This is a genomic window from Roseovarius sp. (assembly GCF_048262375.1).
Taxonomy (GTDB): Bacteria; Pseudomonadota; Alphaproteobacteria; order Rhodobacterales; family Rhodobacteraceae; genus Roseovarius.
In genome coordinates this window covers 221,022-238,512 of the sequence record NZ_JBLXFE010000003.1, presented here as the reverse complement: position 1 = coordinate 238,512, position 17,491 = coordinate 221,022, and the positions used below count along the sequence as shown (strand labels likewise).

Sequence of the window (17,491 nt, the reverse complement as noted above, 5' to 3'; positions counted from 1 at the left end):
CGCCCAATCTTGACGGTATAGCTGGGCCATGACACGAGCGCGCAAATCCAAGTCTTCGAGAGGGGAACCCCGATGGAACCCGGCAGCATGGCTGTCGCGGTGGGTTTGGCGGCTGATTATGATTGCCGTGCTGATTGTTTTGGGCGTGATCCTAGCGCATCGTAGCATTGAGCCGCCGCGCACCTATTACATGGGGCAGGAAGAGCGGCGATTGGGCAAGATCGACCGCGACTGGGTGCCAATGGCGCGGATCGCGCCTGTGATGGCCCGGTCCCTCGTGGCGGCGGAGGATGCCAATTTCTGCCAGCATTGGGGCTTTGATATGGCTGCCATTCGTACCGCAATTGCCGAAGGGTCGGGGCGGGGTGCCTCAACGCTCAGTCAGCAAGTGGTCAAGAATGTCTATCTCTGGCATGGGCGCAATTGGTTGCGTAAGGCGCTGGAGGCGAGCCTGACGCCGGTGGTGGAGACATTTTGGTCCAAGCGCCGAATCCTTGAAGTTTATCTCAATATGGCGGAGTTCGACGAAGGCGTTTTCGGGGTCGAGGCGGCGGCGCGACATTATTTCGGTGTGCGTGCTGCTGATCTGAACGCGGTGCAAGCGGCGCGGCTGGCAGCGGTATTGCCCGATCCCAAAGGGCGTTCGGCAGCAAAACCATCCAACGCCTTGCGCAAGCGAGCGGCCAGTATTCTGGACGGGGCGGCGACGATTGACCGAGACGGGCGAGCCGCCTGTTTCGAGGATTGAAAATCATGGCCAAAGGGGGCATTGAGAGACAACCCCCAAGACCCAAGGTGTAATTTTTCATGGCTAAGCTCTATCATGTTCCTCTGTCGCCCTATTGCCGCAAGGTGCGGTTGAGTCTGGCTGAGAAGCGGATCGAGTGTGAGTTGGTGGAAGAGCGATATTGGGAGCAGGACCCGGATTTCCTCCGGCGCAATCCGGCAGGTAAGGTGCCTGTGCTCAAGATTGATGGCAAGACCATGTCGGAAAGCGCCGCGATTTGCGAATATCTGGAAGAGAAATATCCCGAACCCTCGCTGATGCCCAAGGGCGTCGATGCGCGCTATGAGGTGCGACGGCTGGTGGGCTGGTTTGACGACAAGTTTCACCGCGAAGTGACCAGCAAGCTGGTCTATGAGCGGGTGAACAAGAAGGTGATGAAGCTGGGGTTTCCCGACAGCCGGAACGTCAAGGACGGGGCGCGGGCGGTCAAGTATCATCTGGATTACATGGCTTGGTTGCTGGATCATCGACGCTGGCTGGCGGGGGATGTGATGACGCTGGCGGATTTCGCCGCCGCCGCACATCTGAGCGCGCTGGATTACATCAGCGATGTGGACTGGACGCGCAGCGAGGCGGTCAAGGATTGGTATGCCAAGATCAAGTCACGCCCGGCGTTTCGGGGAATCTTGGCGGATCAGGTGCCGGGATTTCCGCCGCCCGCGCATTATGCCGATCTGGATTTCTAAGACAGGTGGTGAACCCCAAAATCCGGGGAAACAATGAAAGATGGGCTGAAACAGAGACTGGTTGCGCAGGCGCGCGCCGAGGGGTTTGATGCTTGTCGGCTGTGCAGGCCGTGGGACGTGAGGCACGTGCCAGAGCGGCTCGCGGCATTTCTCGCGCGCGGGTATCATGGGCAGATGGGTTGGCTCGAAGAGCGCAGCCAATGGCGGGGCGCGCCGGAGGTGCTCTGGCCGCAGGCGCGCACCGTGATCATGCTGGGTGAAAGCTATACGCCCGAGTGCGATCCTTTGGCCGGTCTGGAGCAAAAGACCTCTGGCAATATTTCGGTTTATGCGCGCAACAGAGACTATCATGATACGGTCAAGAAGCGGCTCAAGCGTCTGGCGCGTTGGTTGATTGATGCGGCGGGCGGCGAGGTGAAAGTGTTCGTCGATACTGCCCCTGTGCCCGAAAAGCCGCTGGGACAGGCGGCGGGGCTGGGGTGGCAGGGCAAGCACACCAATCTGGTGAGCCGGGAACTGGGCAGCTGGTTTTTCCTCGGGTCGGTGTTCACGACGCTGGACATCGAGACCGATCCGGCGGAAGTGGATCATTGTGGGTCGTGTCGCGCCTGTCTGGATATCTGTCCGACCAAGGCGTTTCCGGCACCCTATCAGCTGGATGCGCGGCGCTGCATATCCTATCTGACGATCGAGCATAAAGGACCGGTGGCAGAGGAATTGCGCCCCGGTCTGGGCAATCGGATTTATGGTTGTGATGATTGTCTGGCGGTGTGCCCATGGAACAAGTTTGCCGTGGCGGCGCGAGAGGTGAAGTATCACGCGCGCGCCGATTTGGTTGTGCCAAAGCTGGCGGATTTGGCAGGTCTTGATGATGCGGCGTTTCGAGAGCGATTTTCAGGTAGCCCGATCAAGCGGATCGGGCGGGACCGGTTTTTGCGCAACGTCCTCTATGCGATTGGCAATTCGGGGGAGGGCGCGCTCTGTCATGTGGCGCAAGCGCATTGCGAGGATGCGGATGCGGCGGTTGCAGATGCGGCACGCTGGGCGGTACTGCGACTGCGGCGTGACGCAAACGGGCTGGAATAGGCTGTAAAACCCGTTACACCCCTAGCCTGACATAACAAGAGGGCAGGCGCATGGCGTTGTTGTTGGGCGTGGATACCGGGGGCACCTATACGGATGCTGTGCTGATCCGGGATGAACGGGACGTTATCGCAAGCGCCAAGGCGCTGACGACGCGGCATGATCTGGCTGTCGGAATCGGGGCGGCGGTTGAGGCCGTGCTGCGGGAGAGCGGGGCGGATGTGGGCGATATCGGGCTCGCCTCGTTATCGACGACGCTGGCGACCAATGCGTTGGTCGAGGGGCAAGGCGGGCGTGCGGGGCTGGTGTATATCGGGTTTCGTGAGGCGGACCTGCAGGCGCATGGGCTGGCAGAGGCATTGGGCGGCGATCCGGCGATCATGCTTAGCGGCGGGCACAATCATGCCGGGGGTGAGGCCTTGGCGTTGGATCATGACACGCTTTTAGCATGGTTAGAGTCTGGAACCGGGGCAGAAGCCTATGCCGTGGCGTCCCTCTTTGCCACCCGAAATCCGGCGCACGAATTGGCGGCGGCAGAGATGATCCGCACTGTTACAGGGCGCCCTGTCAGTTGTTCCCATCATCTGTCGGCCAAGTTGAACGGGCCGAAGCGGGCGCTGACGGCGCTGTTGAATGCGCGCCTGATCGGAATGATTGCGCGGCTGATTGACCGGGCCGAGGGCAAGCTGCGAGAGTTGAGGATCAACGCGCCCTTGATGGTGGTGCGCGGAGATGGGGCGCTGATCAGCGCCGATCAGGCGCGGGAACGCCCCATCGAAACGATCCTGAGCGGACCGGCGGCCAGTATCGTGGGCGCGCGCTGGCTGACCGGGGCGGATTATGCGCTGGTGTCGGATATCGGCGGGACGACGACCGATGTGGCGGTGCTGCGCGATGGGCGGCCCGCGATTGACCCGGAGGGCGCGCGGGTGGGGCCATGGCGGACCATGGTCGAGGCGGTGGCGATGCGCACCTATGGTCTGGGCGGTGACAGCGAATTGCATGTGTGCGACGAGGGGCTGGCGGGCGGTGTAACCCTTGGGCCGCGCCGGGTGGTGCCGGTGAGCCTGATGGCCACGGAGTCTGGCGCCGCGGTGCGCGACGTGCTGGAAGAACAGCTGCGGGCAAGCGCGCCCGGCGAGCATGACGCGCGGTTCGTGCGTGCGGTGCCGGGGATCGAAGCCGGGGGGCTGGGAGAGCGCGAAGAGGCATTGTTGGGCCGGATTGGGGTCGAAGTGCGGCCCGTTGGCAAGGTTTTGAAAAACCGGATGGATGCTGCGGCGCTGACGCGTTTGGTGCGGCGGGGGTTGGTACAGGTGGCTGGTATCACGCCGTCGGATGCGAGCCATGTGCTGGGGGGGTTGGACAGCTGGGATCAAGAGGCCGCACGCATGGCGCTGGAACTGGTGGCGCGCAAGCGGACAGGGTCGGGCAATCGGTTGGCTGAGGGCCCCACGCAACTGGCGCAAATGATTGTGGATCGGTTGACGCATCAGACGAGCTTGGCCTTGTTAGAGACTGCATTTGCCGAAGAGGAGGTAACGTTTGGTTTGTCACCTGCGGCACTGGCAGAGCATGTGTTGATGCAGCGGGGCCTGGACGGGCATCGCGGGCTGGTGCGCATCGAGAGCGGTTTGGCGGTGCCGGTCATCGGTTTGGGCGCCTCTGCCGCAAGCTACTATCCTGCGGTGGGCGCGCGGCTGGGATGCAAGATGATCCTGCCCGCGCATGGCGGGGTGGCCAATGCGATCGGTGCGGTGGTGGGACGGGTGACGATCCGGCGCGGCGGCACGGTCACATCACCGGCAGAGGGCAAATACCGCGTGCATCTGGAGAGCGGTCCGCAGGATTATGCCGCATCAGAGGACGCGATGGCAGCGCTGGAGGCGGTGCTGAAGGCCGATGCGCAGGCCGAAGCCGAAGCGGCGGGGGCGGTTGACATTCATGTGACCGCGCGGCGCGAGGTGAAAGAGGCACAGGCCGAGGCGCGACGGGTGTTTCTGGAGGCGGAAATTGTGGTAGAGGCGAGCGGGCGGCCAAGGATTGCCGCCTGAGGGGTGGGGGCCCTGCCCCCGTCGCCGCAAGCGGCGACTCCCCCGAGGTATTTGAGGCCAGATGATGGGAGGGTGATATGGCGGCGGCAGATCGGTTTGACGCGGATATGGCGGGGCGGCTGGAGGGCCTGCGCGCCGAAGGTTTGTATAAGAGCGAGCGGGTGATTTCGTCGATGCAAGCGGGATCGGTTCGGCTCTCGGATGGGCGGGAGGTGGTCAATCTCTGCGCCAACAACTATCTCGGGCTTGCGGATAATCCAGAGGTGATCGCGGCGGCGCATGGTGCACTGGATCGTTATGGGTTTGGCATGGCGAGCGTGCGTTTCATTTGCGGCACGCAGGAGGAGCACAAGGCGCTGGAGGCGCGGATCGCGCAGTTTCTCGGAAAGGAGGATGCGATCCTCTATGCGGCGGCGTTCGATGCCAATACGGGGTTGTTCGAGACTATTCTGGGACCAGAGGACGCGATCATCAGTGATGCGCTCAATCATGCGAGTATCATTGACGGTATCCGCCTCTGCAAGGCGGAGCGCTATCGTTATGCGAACCGCGACATGGCCGATCTGGAGCGGTGTTTGCGAGAAGCGAAGGGTGCGCGGCATCGGTTGATTGCCACGGATGGCGTGTTTTCCATGGATGGGACTTACGCGCCCTTGGATGAAATCTGCGATCTGGCGGCACGCTATGATGCCATGGTGATGGTAGATGATTGTCATGCCACCGGGTTTGTCGGTGCGACGGGGCGCGGCACGCCGGAATTGTTCGGAGTGATGGACCGGGTCGATATTCTGACCGGCACGCTTGGCAAGGCGCTGGGCGGTGCCTCGGGCGGGTATACGGCGGCAAGTGCCAAGGTGGTGGATTGGCTGCGGCAACGCTCGCGCCCCTATCTTTTCTCCAACACGCTGGCACCGGTGATTGCGGGGGCGTCGCTCAAGGTTTTTGACATGCTGGAGGACGGCGCGGAGCGGCGCGCGCGGCTGTGGGAGAATGCGGCCTATTTCCGCGAGAAGATGGGCGAGCTGGGATTCGAGCTGTTGCCCGGTGAGCATGCGATCATTCCGGTGATGCTGCGCGATCCGAAGCTGGCGCAGGAGATGGCGGCGCGGTTGAATGCGCGGGGTGTTTATGTGACGGCGTTCAGTTTCCCGGTAGTGCCCAAAGGGCAGGACCGGATTCGCACGCAGATGAGTGCGGGGCTGAGCGCTGAGATGCTGGATCGGGCCATCGGGGCCTTTGAGGTCGTGGGCCGCGAGTTAGGAGTGATCTGATGGACAATCGCATGAAGGCGCTGGTCAAGGCGAGGCCCGAGCCGGGGCTCTGGATGGAATACGTTCCCGTGCCCGAGGTGGGGCCATCGGATGTGCTGATCAAGGTCAGGAAATCGGCGATTTGCGGCACCGATGTGCATATCTGGAAATGGGACGAGTTCAGCGCCAAAACCGTGCCGGTACCGATGGTGGTGGGGCATGAATTTGTCGGCGAGATCGTCGATACCGGGTCTGCGGCGGTGAAATACCGGATCGGGCAGCGGGTGAGTGGCGAGGGACATATTGTCTGTGGAACCTGTCGGAATTGTCGCGCGGGCCGGGGGCATTTGTGCCGCAATACCAAGGGGGTGGGGGTGCATCGGCCCGGTTCCTTTGCCGAGTATCTGTGTATTCCCGAGAGCAATGTGGTGCCGATCCCCGAGGATATTCCCGATGAGGTTGCGGCGATTTTCGACCCTTTCGGCAATGCGGTGCATACCGCGCTGAGTTTCGATTTGGTGGGCGAGGATGTGCTGGTCACAGGCGCGGGACCGATTGGCATCATGGGGGCGCTGGTTGCGCAAAAGGTCGGCGCGCGCAAGGTGGTGATCACCGATATCAACCCCTACCGTCTGGATCTGGCGCGGCGGATGGGGGTGCAGCATGTGGTGGATGTGGGCAAGGAGCAATTGCGCGATGTGATGGCAGAGCTTGGCATGACCGAAGGCTTTGACGTGGGGCTGGAAATGTCGGGCGCTGCCCCCGCGATGCAGCAGATGATCGCGCGGATGAACAATGGTGGCAAGCTGGCGCTGCTTGGGATCGCGCCGACGGAATTCGCGGTGGATTGGAACGCGGTGATTTTCAAGATGCTGCATATCAAGGGCATCTATGGCCGCGAAATGTATGAGACCTGGTACAAGATGATCGCACTTGTGCAATCGGGGCTGGATGTGAGCGGATTGATCACCCACCGGATCGGGATCGACGATTTCGAACAGGGATTTGCCGCGATGATTTCGGGCAATTCGGGTAAGGTGGTGATGGATTGGTGAAGGGCTGATCGAACTGATTTTGAGATAAATCGCTTGTATTTAGCGACGGCGCGTTAAATCGCGTTTCGGAGTTTTGACCGATGGTGCCGCAAAGGGGCGGTATGGCATGGTCAAGACTTTCGAGGGTTTGAATAACGAGTTCGGGGTGGCCACGGGCAGCAATGTCAACAGTGGGGCGGGGACATCGACCTTTGATTATCCGCCCGATGGCACGTTCGATCTGCGCATCACCTCGCATGAGGGGGATGCCAATCCCAACCTGTTCGAGATCGGTGAGAGCTATACGGTAAGTTGGGCCAGCAATGGCGGTGGCGGCGTTCTGGAGGATGCCGTGGTCCTGCGCAGCGATCTGGCGCCAAATGGCGGCGGCATCGTGTTGTTCGAGGGGCTTGATGAAAACGGTGATCTTTCGCAGGTCCTGTGGTCGCCGGATTTCGATTTGGAGTCTTGGTATTGGAGCAATTTCAATCTGGGCACGTCGCCGGGGTTTTATACGTCGGATCAGAATTCAGGCTATACGCATCACTTTGTCTGCTTCGCTGCGGGCACATTGATTGCAACGCCACGGGGTCTGCGGAGGGTTGATGCGCTCTGCCCCGGTGACATGGTCAAGACCCATGATGATGGCGCGCAGCCGATCCTTTGGATAGGGCGGCGCAGGGTCACGGAGTTCGGGATCAACGCGCCGGTGCGATTTGAGCCGGGGTGCATCGGCAATCGCTATGTGCTGTTTTTGTCGCCGCAACATCGGGTCATGATCCGCTCGCCGATGGCAGAGTTGCTCTTTGGGACGCATGAGGTTCTGGTGCCTGCCAAGGCGATGATCGACGGGTGTGCGATCCGGTCAGACCCCTGTGCGGAGGTCAGCTATGTGCATCTGTTGCTGGAACGGCATACGCTGTTGGAGGTGGCTGGGGGCGCGCCCTGCGAGAGCCTGTTTCCCGGGGATGTTGCCACGGAGCTTTTGCGTGCCGACCTGCCAAAGGGATTGCCGCCCTATCAAGCGGTGCGACCGATGCTGACCTATCGCGAAGCGCGATGCGTGGTGGGCGCACGGTTGCCGGTGGCGCGGGTGGCGCTACTGTGACACCAGCGATCAGATCGGCAGGGCCGTGGTTTTGAACACGGTGCGCAGGGCGAAGCTCGATTGCATTTTGGCGACGCCGGGCAGGCGGGTCAGGTATTGGCGATGGATGCGCGCGAAATCCTCGGTGTCCTCGGCTACGACCTTGAGAATGTAATCGGCGGTGCCGGCTGTCAGGTGGCATTCGAGCACGTCAGGAACCCGCGAGACCGCTTTTTCAAAGGCATCAAGCACCTCATCGGCCTGTGTGGTCAGGGTGATTTCAACAAAGATTGTGGCAGGCACGCCCATCTTGCGGGCATCCAAGAGGGCGACATATCCTTTGATATAGCCATCGGATTCGAGTCGTTGGACGCGACGATGGCAGGCGGAGGCCGAAAGATTGACCTCTTCTGCAAGGTCGGCGTTGGAAATGCGTCCGCGCCGTTGAAGCACATGTAGCAGGCGACGATCTGTTGGATCAAGGGACATTGGCGCAAGACCTTTCTAACCAAACACAGTTATACCGAAGAATATTCACAAAATACCGTAAAAGGCGAGCGATTTTTCAATCCCATTGCGTGTGATCCGGTGCAGAATCCGCGCAAAATAAATCAGGGAGAATCTTAACATGAGAATTGGTTGCCCAACAGAAATCAAGCCACAGGAATTCCGGGTGGGCATCACGCCTATCGCCGCGCAAGAGGCTGTGGGTCATGGCCATGAGGTCTTGATTCAGGCTGGCGCAGGACTCGGGGCCGGGTTTGACGATGCGGCCTATGAGGCGGCAGGAGCCAAGATTGTTGGCACAGCTGCCGAGATCTTCGCGCAGGCGGATATGGTGGTGAAGGTCAAAGAGCCGCAGCCCGGTGAGCGCAAGATGCTGCGCGAGGGGCAATTGCTGTTTACCTATCTGCATCTGGCCCCCGATCCCGAGCAGACCAAGGATTTGCTGGCGTCGGGTGCGACCTGCATCGCCTATGAGACGGTGACGGATCGCGCCGGTGGTCTTCCGCTGCTTGCGCCGATGTCCGAGGTTGCCGGGCGGTTGGCGCCGCAGGTGGGTGCGTGGACGCTGCAAAAGGCCAATGGCGGGCGCGGTGTGCTGATGGGCGGCGTGCCCGGTGTGGGCCCGGCGCGGGTCATCGTGATCGGTGGTGGCGTCGTGGGCACGCATGCGGCCAAGATCGCTGCGGGCATGGGGGCGGATGTGACCGTGCTGGATCGCTCTTTGCCGCGCCTGCGCTATCTGGATGATGTGTTTGGCGGTAGCTTCAAAACCGGCTATTCCTCGGCGGGGTTGCTGGAAGAGCTGTTGCCGTTGGCGGATATGGTGATTGGTGCCGTGCTCATTCCCGGTGCGGCGGCCCCCAAACTGGTGCGGCGCGATCAGTTCGGCATGATGAAGCCGGGATCGGTTCTGGTGGATGTGGCGATTGACCAAGGCGGATGCTTTGAGACCTCGCGCGCCACGACGCACCAAGACCCGATCTATGAGGTTGACGGCATCATGCATTATTGTGTGGCCAATATGCCGGGCGCTGTGGCGCGGACTTCGACGCTGGCCTTAGGCAATGCGACCATGCCGTTCATGCTGGCGCTGGCCAACAAGGGCTGGAAACAGGCCTGTGCCGATGATGCGCATCTGCTCAACGGTCTGAATGTGCATGCGGGTCAATTGACCTATGCCGCTGTGGGCGAAGCGCTGGGGATTGCGACAGTCGATCCCAAATCGCTGGTCTAACACAAGGTGCCCCCGGTCCAATCCGCCGGGGGCGTTTTTTGACAAGCCAATGTCGCAAATGATGCTGGACCGCTTGCCGCCTCTCGACTAGCGTTGCTAAAAACGCCAACAGGGGGCGACTATGGCCATGTTCATCCTGCGCCGCGTCGGGATCATGATCCTGACGGCGCTCTGTCTGACGTTTATCGTTTTCTTTCTGACCAACCTCTATCCCAATCTGGAAAAGCTCGCCAAGACGCAGGGCGATTTCCGCATGAGCGATGAGGAAGTGGCCAGCTATCTGGGCCGCAACGGATATTTGCAGCCGATGGCGGTCAAATACGGGCAATGGCTGGGTGTCGTGCCGGGATTCGTGATCGATGATCGCGACGGTGTGACACGCGGACAGTGCATCCCGCCCGATACAGCCCCTGAGGATGCGCCGCGGTTCTGCGGTATCCTGCAGGGGGATTGGGGCTATTCCACCGTGTTCCGAGAGGATGTGGGTGTCATTCTGAGTGACAAGCTGGCGCTGACCGGCAAGCTCATGTTTTGGGTGATGCTGCTGATGGTGCCGTCTGCACTGGTCCTTGGGATTTTGGCGGGGATGCGCGAGGGGTCACGCACCGACCGGACGCTGTCGACGGTTGCGATCACCACGACTGCAACGCCGGAATACGTCTCGGGGGTGCTTTTTATTGCGGTGTTTGCCAGCACGGCGGTTGGGCTTAAATGGTTCAAGGGCACGGCGACAAGCGCCATGGACGGGGCCAATTTTGAGAATTTCTTTTTGCCGGTGCTGACCATCGCGCTGTACGGAATGGGCTATATCGCACGGATGACACGAGCGAGCATGGCCGAGGTGATGACCGCGCAATATATCCGCACCGCACGCCTCAAGGGTGTGAGTTTTCCGAATGTGGTGATGAAGCACGCGCTGCGCAACGCGCTGATCGCACCGTTTACGGTGATCATGCTGCAATTTCCATGGCTCTTGAACGGGGTTGTCATCGTTGAGACGCTGTTCAACTACAAGGGCTTTGGCTGGACGCTGGTGCAGGCCGCCGGGAATAACGACATTGAATTGCTGCTGGGGGTTTCGGTGATCTCTGTTGTGGTGGTTCTGGTGACGCAGCTGATTTCCGATATCGGTTACGTCTATCTCAATCCGCGCATCAGCGTTCGCTAGGGGAGTTCGGGGCCATGGAAGCACTGAGCTGGAACGACATCATCCTGCGCATATTGGGGCAGCTTGCGCCGGTTTGGATCGCGCTCATCGTGACCTTTGCGCTGTCCTTTGTGTTCAAGCGGCGGTTGGGCCTCTATGGCAAGCTGTTTGACAGCCCGATTGGTATGGTCGGGTTCGCGATGGTGATGTTTTGGGTCTTTACCGGAATTTTTGGCGGAGCGTTCGATCTGATCGTGACGCATGACGTTCTGGCGCAATCCGCCCCGATGAAAAACAAGGTGCCGGGCACGCCATTCACCCAATTGATGGGGACGCCGGATCCGAATGCCTATCCCTATTACTTGCTTGGTGGAGATAACCTGGGGCGGGATGTATTTAGTCGGATGGTCGCGGGCGCTTGGGAGGTGATCAAGATTGCACCTTTTGCCAGTCTCTTTGCCTTTATGGTGGGGATCACACTGGGCCTTCCAGCGGGCTATTACGGGGGCAAACTGGATACGTTGCTGTCGTTTCTGGCCAACCTCATTCTGGCGTTCCCGGTGATCCTGTTGTTCTATCTGCTGGTCACACCCGAGATCGTGCTGACGGGGATTCCGGTCTATATGGCGGCGGTGCTTTTCGTTTTTCCGATCGTGTTTCTGGTGCTGCTGTGGAACTCGCGCTATCACACGCAGCCCGCGCGGCGGAATGCCTATGTTGGTGTGACGCTGGTGATTGGACTCTGGCTCTATTCGGGGATCGCCTGGGATGCCGATCCGCTTGGGCTGGTCAGCTTTCCGCCCAACCTGTTGGTGGTGTTCGTGGCCGTGGTTTTTGTCAACTCGCCCACCGTGTTCCGGATCGTGCGGGGCCTGACCATGGACATCAAGACGCGCGATTATGTGGCTGCCGCGCAGACCCGGGGCGAGCGGCCGTGGTATATCATGCTGTGGGAGATTTTGCCCAATGCGCGCGGGCCGCTCTTGGTCGATTTCTGCCTGCGCATTGGCTATACCACGATCCTTTTGGGCACGCTCGGTTTCTTTGGTCTGGGGCTGAGCCCCGAGAGCCCGGATTGGGGCAGCACGATCAATGACGGGCGCAAATTGCTGACGATGTATCTGCATCCTGCGCTGCCGCCTGCCTTTGCGCTCTTGTCGCTCGTCCTTGGGCTTAACCTATTGGCCGATGGTCTGCGCGAAGAAAGCCTGCGCGATTGAAGAGTCGAAGATGAGTATTTGAAGAACGATGAAAGAGGGCGGGCGCGCCCCGCGACAAGGGAGATCACCATGGCCAAGCTGGACTATGACGGGCCGATCCTCGAGATCGAAAACCTGTCGATTTCCTTTTTTACCCGGTTGCGCGAAATTCCGGCAGTGATGGATTTTTCCGTGACGGTGCAGCCCGGTGAGGCCGTGGGCCTTGTGGGGGAATCCGGCTGTGGCAAATCCACGGTGGCGTTGGGCGTGATGCAGGATCTGGGCGTCAACGGTCGGATCGTCGGTGGATCGGTGCGGTTCAAGGGCCGTGATCTGGGCGAGATGAGTGCCGCCGAACTGCGCGACATTCGCGGTAATGAAATCGCGATGATCTATCAGGAACCGATGGCGAGCCTGAACCCGGCGATGCGGATCGGCAAGCAGCTGATCGAAGTGCCGATGATCCATGAAGGGATTTCCGAGCAAGAGGCCTGGGCGCGGGCGCTGGAGGTGGTGCGCGATGTGAAATTGCCTGACCCCGAACGGATCATGCGCAGCTATCCGCATCAGTTGAGCGGCGGGCAGCAGCAGCGGATCGTGATTGCCATGGCGCTGATGTCCAAGCCGTCGCTCTTGATCCTTGATGAGCCGACGACCGCGCTTGATGTGACGGTTGAGGCGGCAGTGGTGGAACTGGTCAAGGATCTGGGCAAGAAATACGGCACCTCGATGCTGTTCATCAGTCACAATCTGGGTCTGGTGCTGGAAACCTGCGACCGGATTTGCGTGATGTATTCCGGTGAAGCGGTTGAGACCGGCAGCATCAAGGACGTGTTTGACAAGATGCAGCATCCCTATACGCAGGCGCTGTTTCGGTCGATACCCCTGCCTGGGGCGGATAAGAACACGCGCCCGCTCAAGGCCATTCCGGGTAATTTCCCCCTGCCGCACGAGCGCCCTGAGGGCTGTAATTTCGGGCCGCGCTGCGATTATTTTCAGGCGGGGCTGTGCGATGCGGGTGATATTCGCATGGCGGGGATTGCTGGTGACGACCGGCATTTTACCCGTTGTCTGCGGTTTGCCGAGATTGATTGGAACGCGCCTATCGCGGCTATGTCGCAGCACGCCGCGACCGCGCCGGGCAAGGTCGTGCTCAAGATGGAGAACCTCAAGAAATATTATGAGGTGGCGGCCAATGCGCTGTTTGGGGGGAGCAGCGGCAAAAAGGTGGTCAAGGCCAATGAAACCCTGAGTTTCGAGGCGCGCGAGAGTGAGACACTGGCCATTGTCGGTGAATCGGGCTGTGGCAAATCGACCTTCGCCAAGGTGCTGATGGGGTTGGAGACCGCGACCGAGGGACAAATCCTGCTCGATAATCGCAATATCGAACAGGTGCCGATAGAGCGGCGCGATACGCAGACCGTGGCCGATGTGCAAATGGTGTTTCAGAACCCGTTTGATACGCTCAACCCGTCGATGACGGTGGGCCGTCAGATTATTCGTGCGCTCGAAGTGTTCGGGATTGGGACCACGGATCAAGAGCGGCGCGACGAGATGCTGCGGCTCTTGGATCTGGTCAAGCTGCCGCGCGAGTTTGCTGAACGGATGCCGCGACAGTTGTCGGGCGGGCAGAAGCAGCGGGTGGGCATCGCCCGCGCCTTTGCTGGTGGCGCGCGGATCGTGGTGGCGGATGAGCCGGTTTCAGCACTCGATGTCAGTGTTCAGGCGGCGGTGACCGATCTCTTGATGGAGATTCAACGAAAGCAGAAGACGACATTGTTGTTCATCAGCCACGATCTGAGCATCGTACGCTATCTGAGCGATCGGGTGATGGTGATGTATCTGGGGCATGTGGTGGAGCTGGGCACCACCGATCAGGTCTTTGCCCCGCCCTATCACCCCTATACCGAGGCGCTGTTGTCGGCGGTGCCAATTGCCGACACACGGATCACCAAGAAACATATCGTGTTGGAGGGCGACGTGCCTTCGGCCATGAATCCGCCGCCCGGCTGCCCGTTCCAGACGCGGTGCCGGTGGAAGGCGCAGGTGCCGGGGGGGCTGTGTGAGCGCGAGGTGCCGCCAGTGCGCGAGTTGGTGCCGGGGCATCAGGTGAAATGCCACCTGTCGCAAGAGATGTTCGAACGGATGGAGCCGGTGATCACGGTGGCGGCAGAGTGAGGGGGCGGCAACGAGTGCCGCCGCCATTCGATTTATCGTGACGCAATCATCTCGGACTGCTTCACGATCACTTCGGCCTGTTTGATCGATGCGATGTCAACGAGGCGGCCTTTGTAGGTGGTTGCCCCTTCGCCGCGGGCTTTGGCCTCTTCCATTGCTTTCAGAATTTCGCGGGCCTCTTGCACGGCGGCGTCGGAGGGGGTGAAAATCTCGTTGGCGATGGCAATCTGTTTGGGGTGGATCGCCCATTTGCCGACCATGCCGAGGGTGGCGGAGCGGCGGGCCTGCGCGCGGAAACCCTCGTCATCGGAGAAATCACCAAACGGGCCATCGACCGGCAAGAGGCCATGGGTGCGGCAGGCGGCCACGATGGCGGTCTGTGCCCAATGCCAAGGGTCGGACCAATAGCGCTGACCTTCGCGCAGCATATAATAATCCTCTTGGGTGCCGCCGATGCCGGTGGTCTGCATGCCCATGGAGGCGGCGAAATCGGCGGCGCCGAGACTCATCGCCTCAAGCCGGGGGGAGGCGGCGGCGATTTCCTCGACATGGGCGATGCCTGCGGCGGATTCGATGATCACCTCGAAGGAGATACGTTTCCGGCGGCCCTTGGCGGCCTCGACGGCGGTGACGAGCGCGTCAACGGCGTAGATATCACCGGCGCAGCCGACCTTGGGGATCATGATCTGATCAAGCCGGTCGCCCGCCTGTTCGAGCAAATCCACGACATCGCGATACCAGAAAGGGGAATCGAGGCTGTTGATGCGGACCGAGAGGGTTTTCTTGCCCCAATCGACGGTATTGATCGCCTCGATAATGTTCTTGCGGGCGATATCTTTGTCAGAGGGTGCGACCGAATCTTCGAGGTCCAGATTCACCACATCAGCCGCGCTTGCCGCCATTTTCTCGAACAGTTTGGTGTTGGAGCCGGGGCCGAAGAGCTGGCAGCGGTTGGGACGGGCGGGGGCGGGCGGTTGCAGGCGAAAGCTCATGATTGGGCGGCTCCGTTACATAAGGAAATTGCGGGATTATTGCGCCTGTGGTTATGAAATTGCGTGCTGCTCTGCAAGACGGTTTTCCCGGCCTGTCGATTGGGCGGAGGCATGGGCAATTGAAGAAAATTCTATGATATTTCGATTTCATCGAAGAAACATGTGGAATATATGTAAATTAAGTGAAATCAAACAGAAAATAGCGGGTGTTTCGTTAGAAATTTCCACAAAGATGCTGCTGAAAGAGGACGCGCCATGATCGAGACCCCCTATCTGTTGTTTCTGGGCGATGCGCCCGACATGCTGGCCGCCAAGGTTGCCATCGGCATCCGCGACTGGCGGCCCGAGAATGCCGTGGGTCAACTTCGCCTGCCGGGGTGTGGAGCCGATCTTGGCCTGCCCGACATGACACTGGCCGAGGCCAAGGCGGCAGGGGCCAAGACCGTGGTCATCGGCGTGGCCAATCGGGGTGGCGTGATCAGCCAAGAGTGGAAAAAGGTGTTGGTCACGGCGCTGGAAGAGGGGTTTGATCTGGCGGCGGGGCTGCACAACCTCTTGCGCGACGAACCCGACCTGCGCGCGGTGGCCGAGGCGACGGGGCGCGCGCTGCATGATGTGCGGGTGCCGTCGGTCAAGTATCCCATCGCGGATGGCAAAAAACGGCGCGGCAAGCGCTGTCTGGCGGTGGGCACGGATTGCTCTGTGGGCAAGATGTATACCGCCATGGCGATGGAGCGCGAGATGCACGCGGCGGGGATCAAGGCCACGTTCCGGGCGACAGGGCAGACGGGGATTTTGATCACTGGCGATGGCGTGCCGCTGGATGCGGTGATTGCGGATTTCATGGCAGGGTCGGTGGAATGGCTGACACCGGACAATGATCCTGACCATTGGGACCTGATTGAGGGGCAAGGCAGCCTTTTTCATGTGTCCTTTTCCGGGGTCACGATGGCGCTGATCCATGGCGGTCAGCCCGACGCGCTGATCCTCTGTCATGAGCCGACGCGCACCCATATGCGCGGATTGCCCGATTACACGCCGCCGACGCTGGAGGCGCTGCGCGACATGGTGCTGCCGATCGCGCGCATCGCCAATCCGGCCTGTCAGATCGTGGGCATTTCGGTCAATACGCAGCATATGACTGAGGCCGACGCGCGCGCCTATCTGGCCAAGGTCGAGGCGGAGATGGGATTACCTGCGACCGATCCGTATCGGTTTGGAGCCGCACCGCTGGTGGCTGCCCTGGCGGCGATTTGAGTATTTTGAGAACGATGAAAGGCGAAGGTTTTGCAGATTGATGTGACGCGGGATGTGTTTCGGCTGGCGCAGGTCTTTACCATCAGCCGGGGATCGCGGACCGAGGCCAAGGTTTTGACGGTGCGGATCAGCGAGGGAGGCGTGACGGGCTGGGGCGAATGTGTGCCCTATGCCCGCTATGGCGAGACGCTGGAGAGTGTGACGGCAGAGATTGAGGCGTTGCCGGGGAAGGTGACGCGCGCGGGTCTTTATGATCTGCTGCCTGCGGGCTCGGCGCGCAATGCGGTGGATTGCGCGCTCTGGGATCTGGAGGCCAAGCGCGCGGGGTGCCGCGTTTGGGAACTGGCTGGATTGCCCGCGCCGGGACCCGAGATCACGGCCTATACACTGTCGCTCGATAGCGCGCCGGCGATGCAGGCGCAGGCGGAAAAGCATGCGCATCGGCCTATGCTCAAGATCAAGCTGGGCACGCCTGATGACATGCCACGGCTGGAGGCGGTGCGGCGCGGCGCGCCGCAGGCCAAGATCATCATTGACGCCAATGAGGGGTGGAGTGCCGAGGTCTACGCTGATCTGGCGCCGCATCTGGTGCGGCTTGGCGTGGCGCTGGTGGAACAGCCGCTGCCCGCCGGGGACGACGAGGCGCTGATCGGTCTGGAGCGCCCGGTTCCGGTCTGCGCCGATGAATCCTGCCATGATCGCGCCAGCCTGCCGGGATTGAAGGGCAAATACGATGTGGTCAATATCAAGCTGGACAAGACTGGCGGATTGACCGAGGCGCTGGCGCTGCGCGATGCCGCACGTGCCGAGGGCTATGGGATCATGGTTGGTTGCATGGTCGGCAGCTCTCTGGCGATGGCGCCGGCGGTGTTGGTGGCGCAGGGTGCGATGGTAACAGACCTTGACGGGCCGCTGCTTCTGGCCGAAGACCGGGAGAATGCTTTGATTTTCGATGCCGAGGGCGTGCACCCGCCGCGGCCAGATCTATGGGGATGA

The 17,491-nt window shown here is 60.8% G+C and carries 15 protein-coding genes; 13 read left to right on the top strand and 2 right to left on the bottom strand.

Features of this window, described 5'->3' with window-relative positions:
- Window positions 1-28 precede the first annotated feature (28 nt).
- The 7 genes from mtgA to ACN0SW_RS05320 all read left to right on the top strand — a co-directional run bounded on the left by mtgA (window position 29) and on the right by ACN0SW_RS05320 (window position 8,002).
- Complete coding sequence (mtgA, locus tag ACN0SW_RS05350; RefSeq protein WP_417726876.1) at window positions 29-748, top strand: monofunctional biosynthetic peptidoglycan transglycosylase; 720 nt, start codon at window positions 29-31, stop codon at window positions 746-748.
- A gap of 59 nt (window positions 749-807) precedes the next feature.
- A complete protein-coding gene (locus tag ACN0SW_RS05345) occupies window positions 808-1,473 on the top strand; it encodes a glutathione S-transferase family protein (protein ID WP_417726875.1) in 666 nt (221 codons plus the stop codon).
- Window positions 1,474-1,506: 33 nt separating this feature from the next.
- Complete coding sequence (gene queG / locus ACN0SW_RS05340; protein WP_417726874.1) at window positions 1,507-2,559, top strand: tRNA epoxyqueuosine(34) reductase QueG; 1,053 nt, start codon at window positions 1,507-1,509, stop codon at window positions 2,557-2,559.
- Between the two features lie 50 nt (window positions 2,560-2,609).
- A complete protein-coding gene (locus ACN0SW_RS05335; RefSeq protein WP_417726873.1) occupies window positions 2,610-4,610 on the top strand; it encodes a hydantoinase/oxoprolinase N-terminal domain-containing protein in 2,001 nt (666 codons plus the stop codon).
- Between the two features lie 77 nt (window positions 4,611-4,687).
- A complete protein-coding gene (locus ACN0SW_RS05330) occupies window positions 4,688-5,881 on the top strand; it encodes a glycine C-acetyltransferase (protein WP_417726872.1) in 1,194 nt (397 codons plus the stop codon).
- Between the two features lie 11 nt (window positions 5,882-5,892).
- A complete protein-coding gene (gene tdh / locus ACN0SW_RS05325) occupies window positions 5,893-6,915 on the top strand; it encodes an L-threonine 3-dehydrogenase (RefSeq protein ID WP_417726924.1) in 1,023 nt (340 codons plus the stop codon).
- Window positions 6,916-7,021: 106 nt separating this feature from the next.
- Window positions 7,022-8,002: a Hint domain-containing protein gene (locus tag ACN0SW_RS05320; RefSeq protein ID WP_417726871.1), complete on the top strand. Its 981-nt coding sequence runs from the start codon at window positions 7,022-7,024 to the stop codon at window positions 8,000-8,002.
- A gap of 9 nt (window positions 8,003-8,011) precedes the next feature.
- Here the strand turns inward: ACN0SW_RS05320 and ACN0SW_RS05315 are convergent, their stop codons facing one another.
- A complete protein-coding gene (locus ACN0SW_RS05315) occupies window positions 8,012-8,470 on the bottom strand; it encodes an Lrp/AsnC family transcriptional regulator (RefSeq protein WP_417726870.1) in 459 nt (152 codons plus the stop codon).
- Between the two features lie 139 nt (window positions 8,471-8,609).
- Between ACN0SW_RS05315 and ald the strand changes: the two genes are divergently transcribed.
- The 4 genes from ald (at window position 8,610) to ACN0SW_RS05295 (ending at window position 14,246) form a co-directional block, all read left to right on the top strand.
- Window positions 8,610-9,722 carry an alanine dehydrogenase gene (gene ald, locus ACN0SW_RS05310; protein WP_417726869.1) on the top strand — a complete coding sequence of 371 codons (1,113 nt, stop codon included), beginning with the start codon at window positions 8,610-8,612 and terminating at the stop codon, window positions 9,720-9,722.
- Between the two features lie 121 nt (window positions 9,723-9,843).
- Complete coding sequence (locus ACN0SW_RS05305) at window positions 9,844-10,890, top strand: ABC transporter permease (RefSeq protein ID WP_417726868.1); 1,047 nt, start codon at window positions 9,844-9,846, stop codon at window positions 10,888-10,890.
- A gap of 14 nt (window positions 10,891-10,904) precedes the next feature.
- Entirely contained in the window at window positions 10,905-12,089 is a 1,185-nt protein-coding gene (locus tag ACN0SW_RS05300; protein ID WP_417726867.1) for an ABC transporter permease, read from the top strand.
- A gap of 69 nt (window positions 12,090-12,158) precedes the next feature.
- The gene (locus ACN0SW_RS05295) at window positions 12,159-14,246 is read left to right on the top strand and encodes a dipeptide ABC transporter ATP-binding protein (RefSeq protein WP_417726866.1); all 2,088 of its coding nucleotides are present in this window, start codon (window positions 12,159-12,161) and stop codon (window positions 14,244-14,246) included.
- Window positions 14,247-14,278: 32 nt separating this feature from the next.
- Here ACN0SW_RS05295 and ACN0SW_RS05290 read toward each other — a convergent pair whose 3' ends face one another.
- Window positions 14,279-15,238 carry an L-malyl-CoA/beta-methylmalyl-CoA lyase gene (locus ACN0SW_RS05290; RefSeq protein WP_417726865.1) on the bottom strand — a complete coding sequence of 320 codons (960 nt, stop codon included), beginning with the start codon at window positions 15,236-15,238 and terminating at the stop codon, window positions 14,279-14,281.
- Between the two features lie 255 nt (window positions 15,239-15,493).
- Between ACN0SW_RS05290 and dgcN the strand changes: the two genes are divergently transcribed.
- Both dgcN and dgcA read left to right on the top strand, forming a co-directional pair.
- Complete coding sequence (dgcN, locus tag ACN0SW_RS05285; protein ID WP_417726864.1) at window positions 15,494-16,495, top strand: N-acetyltransferase DgcN; 1,002 nt, start codon at window positions 15,494-15,496, stop codon at window positions 16,493-16,495.
- A 30-nt stretch (window positions 16,496-16,525) separates the two neighbouring features.
- Window positions 16,526-17,491: an N-acetyl-D-Glu racemase DgcA gene (gene dgcA / locus ACN0SW_RS05280; RefSeq protein WP_417726863.1), complete on the top strand. Its 966-nt coding sequence runs from the start codon at window positions 16,526-16,528 to the stop codon at window positions 17,489-17,491.

What these genes read in the sequence shown, in the direction of transcription:
- mtgA (WP_417726876.1), top strand. Translation starts at nt 29, where the DNA reads ATGACACGAGCGCGCAAATCCAAGTCTTCGAGAGGGGAACCCCGATGG.
- ACN0SW_RS05345 (WP_417726875.1), top strand. Translation starts at nt 808, where the DNA reads ATGGCTAAGCTCTATCATGTTCCTCTGTCGCCCTATTGCCGCAAGGTG.
- queG (WP_417726874.1), top strand. Translation starts at nt 1,507, where the DNA reads ATGAAAGATGGGCTGAAACAGAGACTGGTTGCGCAGGCGCGCGCCGAG.
- ACN0SW_RS05335 (WP_417726873.1), top strand. Translation starts at nt 2,610, where the DNA reads ATGGCGTTGTTGTTGGGCGTGGATACCGGGGGCACCTATACGGATGCT.
- ACN0SW_RS05330 (WP_417726872.1), top strand. Translation starts at nt 4,688, where the DNA reads ATGGCGGCGGCAGATCGGTTTGACGCGGATATGGCGGGGCGGCTGGAG.
- tdh (WP_417726924.1), top strand. Translation starts at nt 5,893, where the DNA reads ATGAAGGCGCTGGTCAAGGCGAGGCCCGAGCCGGGGCTCTGGATGGAA.
- ACN0SW_RS05320 (WP_417726871.1), top strand. Translation starts at nt 7,022, where the DNA reads ATGGTCAAGACTTTCGAGGGTTTGAATAACGAGTTCGGGGTGGCCACG.
- ACN0SW_RS05315 (WP_417726870.1), bottom strand. Translation starts at nt 8,470, where the DNA reads ATGTCCCTTGATCCAACAGATCGTCGCCTGCTACATGTGCTTCAACGG.
- ald (WP_417726869.1), top strand. Translation starts at nt 8,610, where the DNA reads ATGAGAATTGGTTGCCCAACAGAAATCAAGCCACAGGAATTCCGGGTG.
- ACN0SW_RS05305 (WP_417726868.1), top strand. Translation starts at nt 9,844, where the DNA reads ATGGCCATGTTCATCCTGCGCCGCGTCGGGATCATGATCCTGACGGCG.
- ACN0SW_RS05300 (WP_417726867.1), top strand. Translation starts at nt 10,905, where the DNA reads ATGGAAGCACTGAGCTGGAACGACATCATCCTGCGCATATTGGGGCAG.
- ACN0SW_RS05295 (WP_417726866.1), top strand. Translation starts at nt 12,159, where the DNA reads ATGGCCAAGCTGGACTATGACGGGCCGATCCTCGAGATCGAAAACCTG.
- ACN0SW_RS05290 (WP_417726865.1), bottom strand. Translation starts at nt 15,238, where the DNA reads ATGAGCTTTCGCCTGCAACCGCCCGCCCCCGCCCGTCCCAACCGCTGC.
- dgcN (WP_417726864.1), top strand. Translation starts at nt 15,494, where the DNA reads ATGATCGAGACCCCCTATCTGTTGTTTCTGGGCGATGCGCCCGACATG.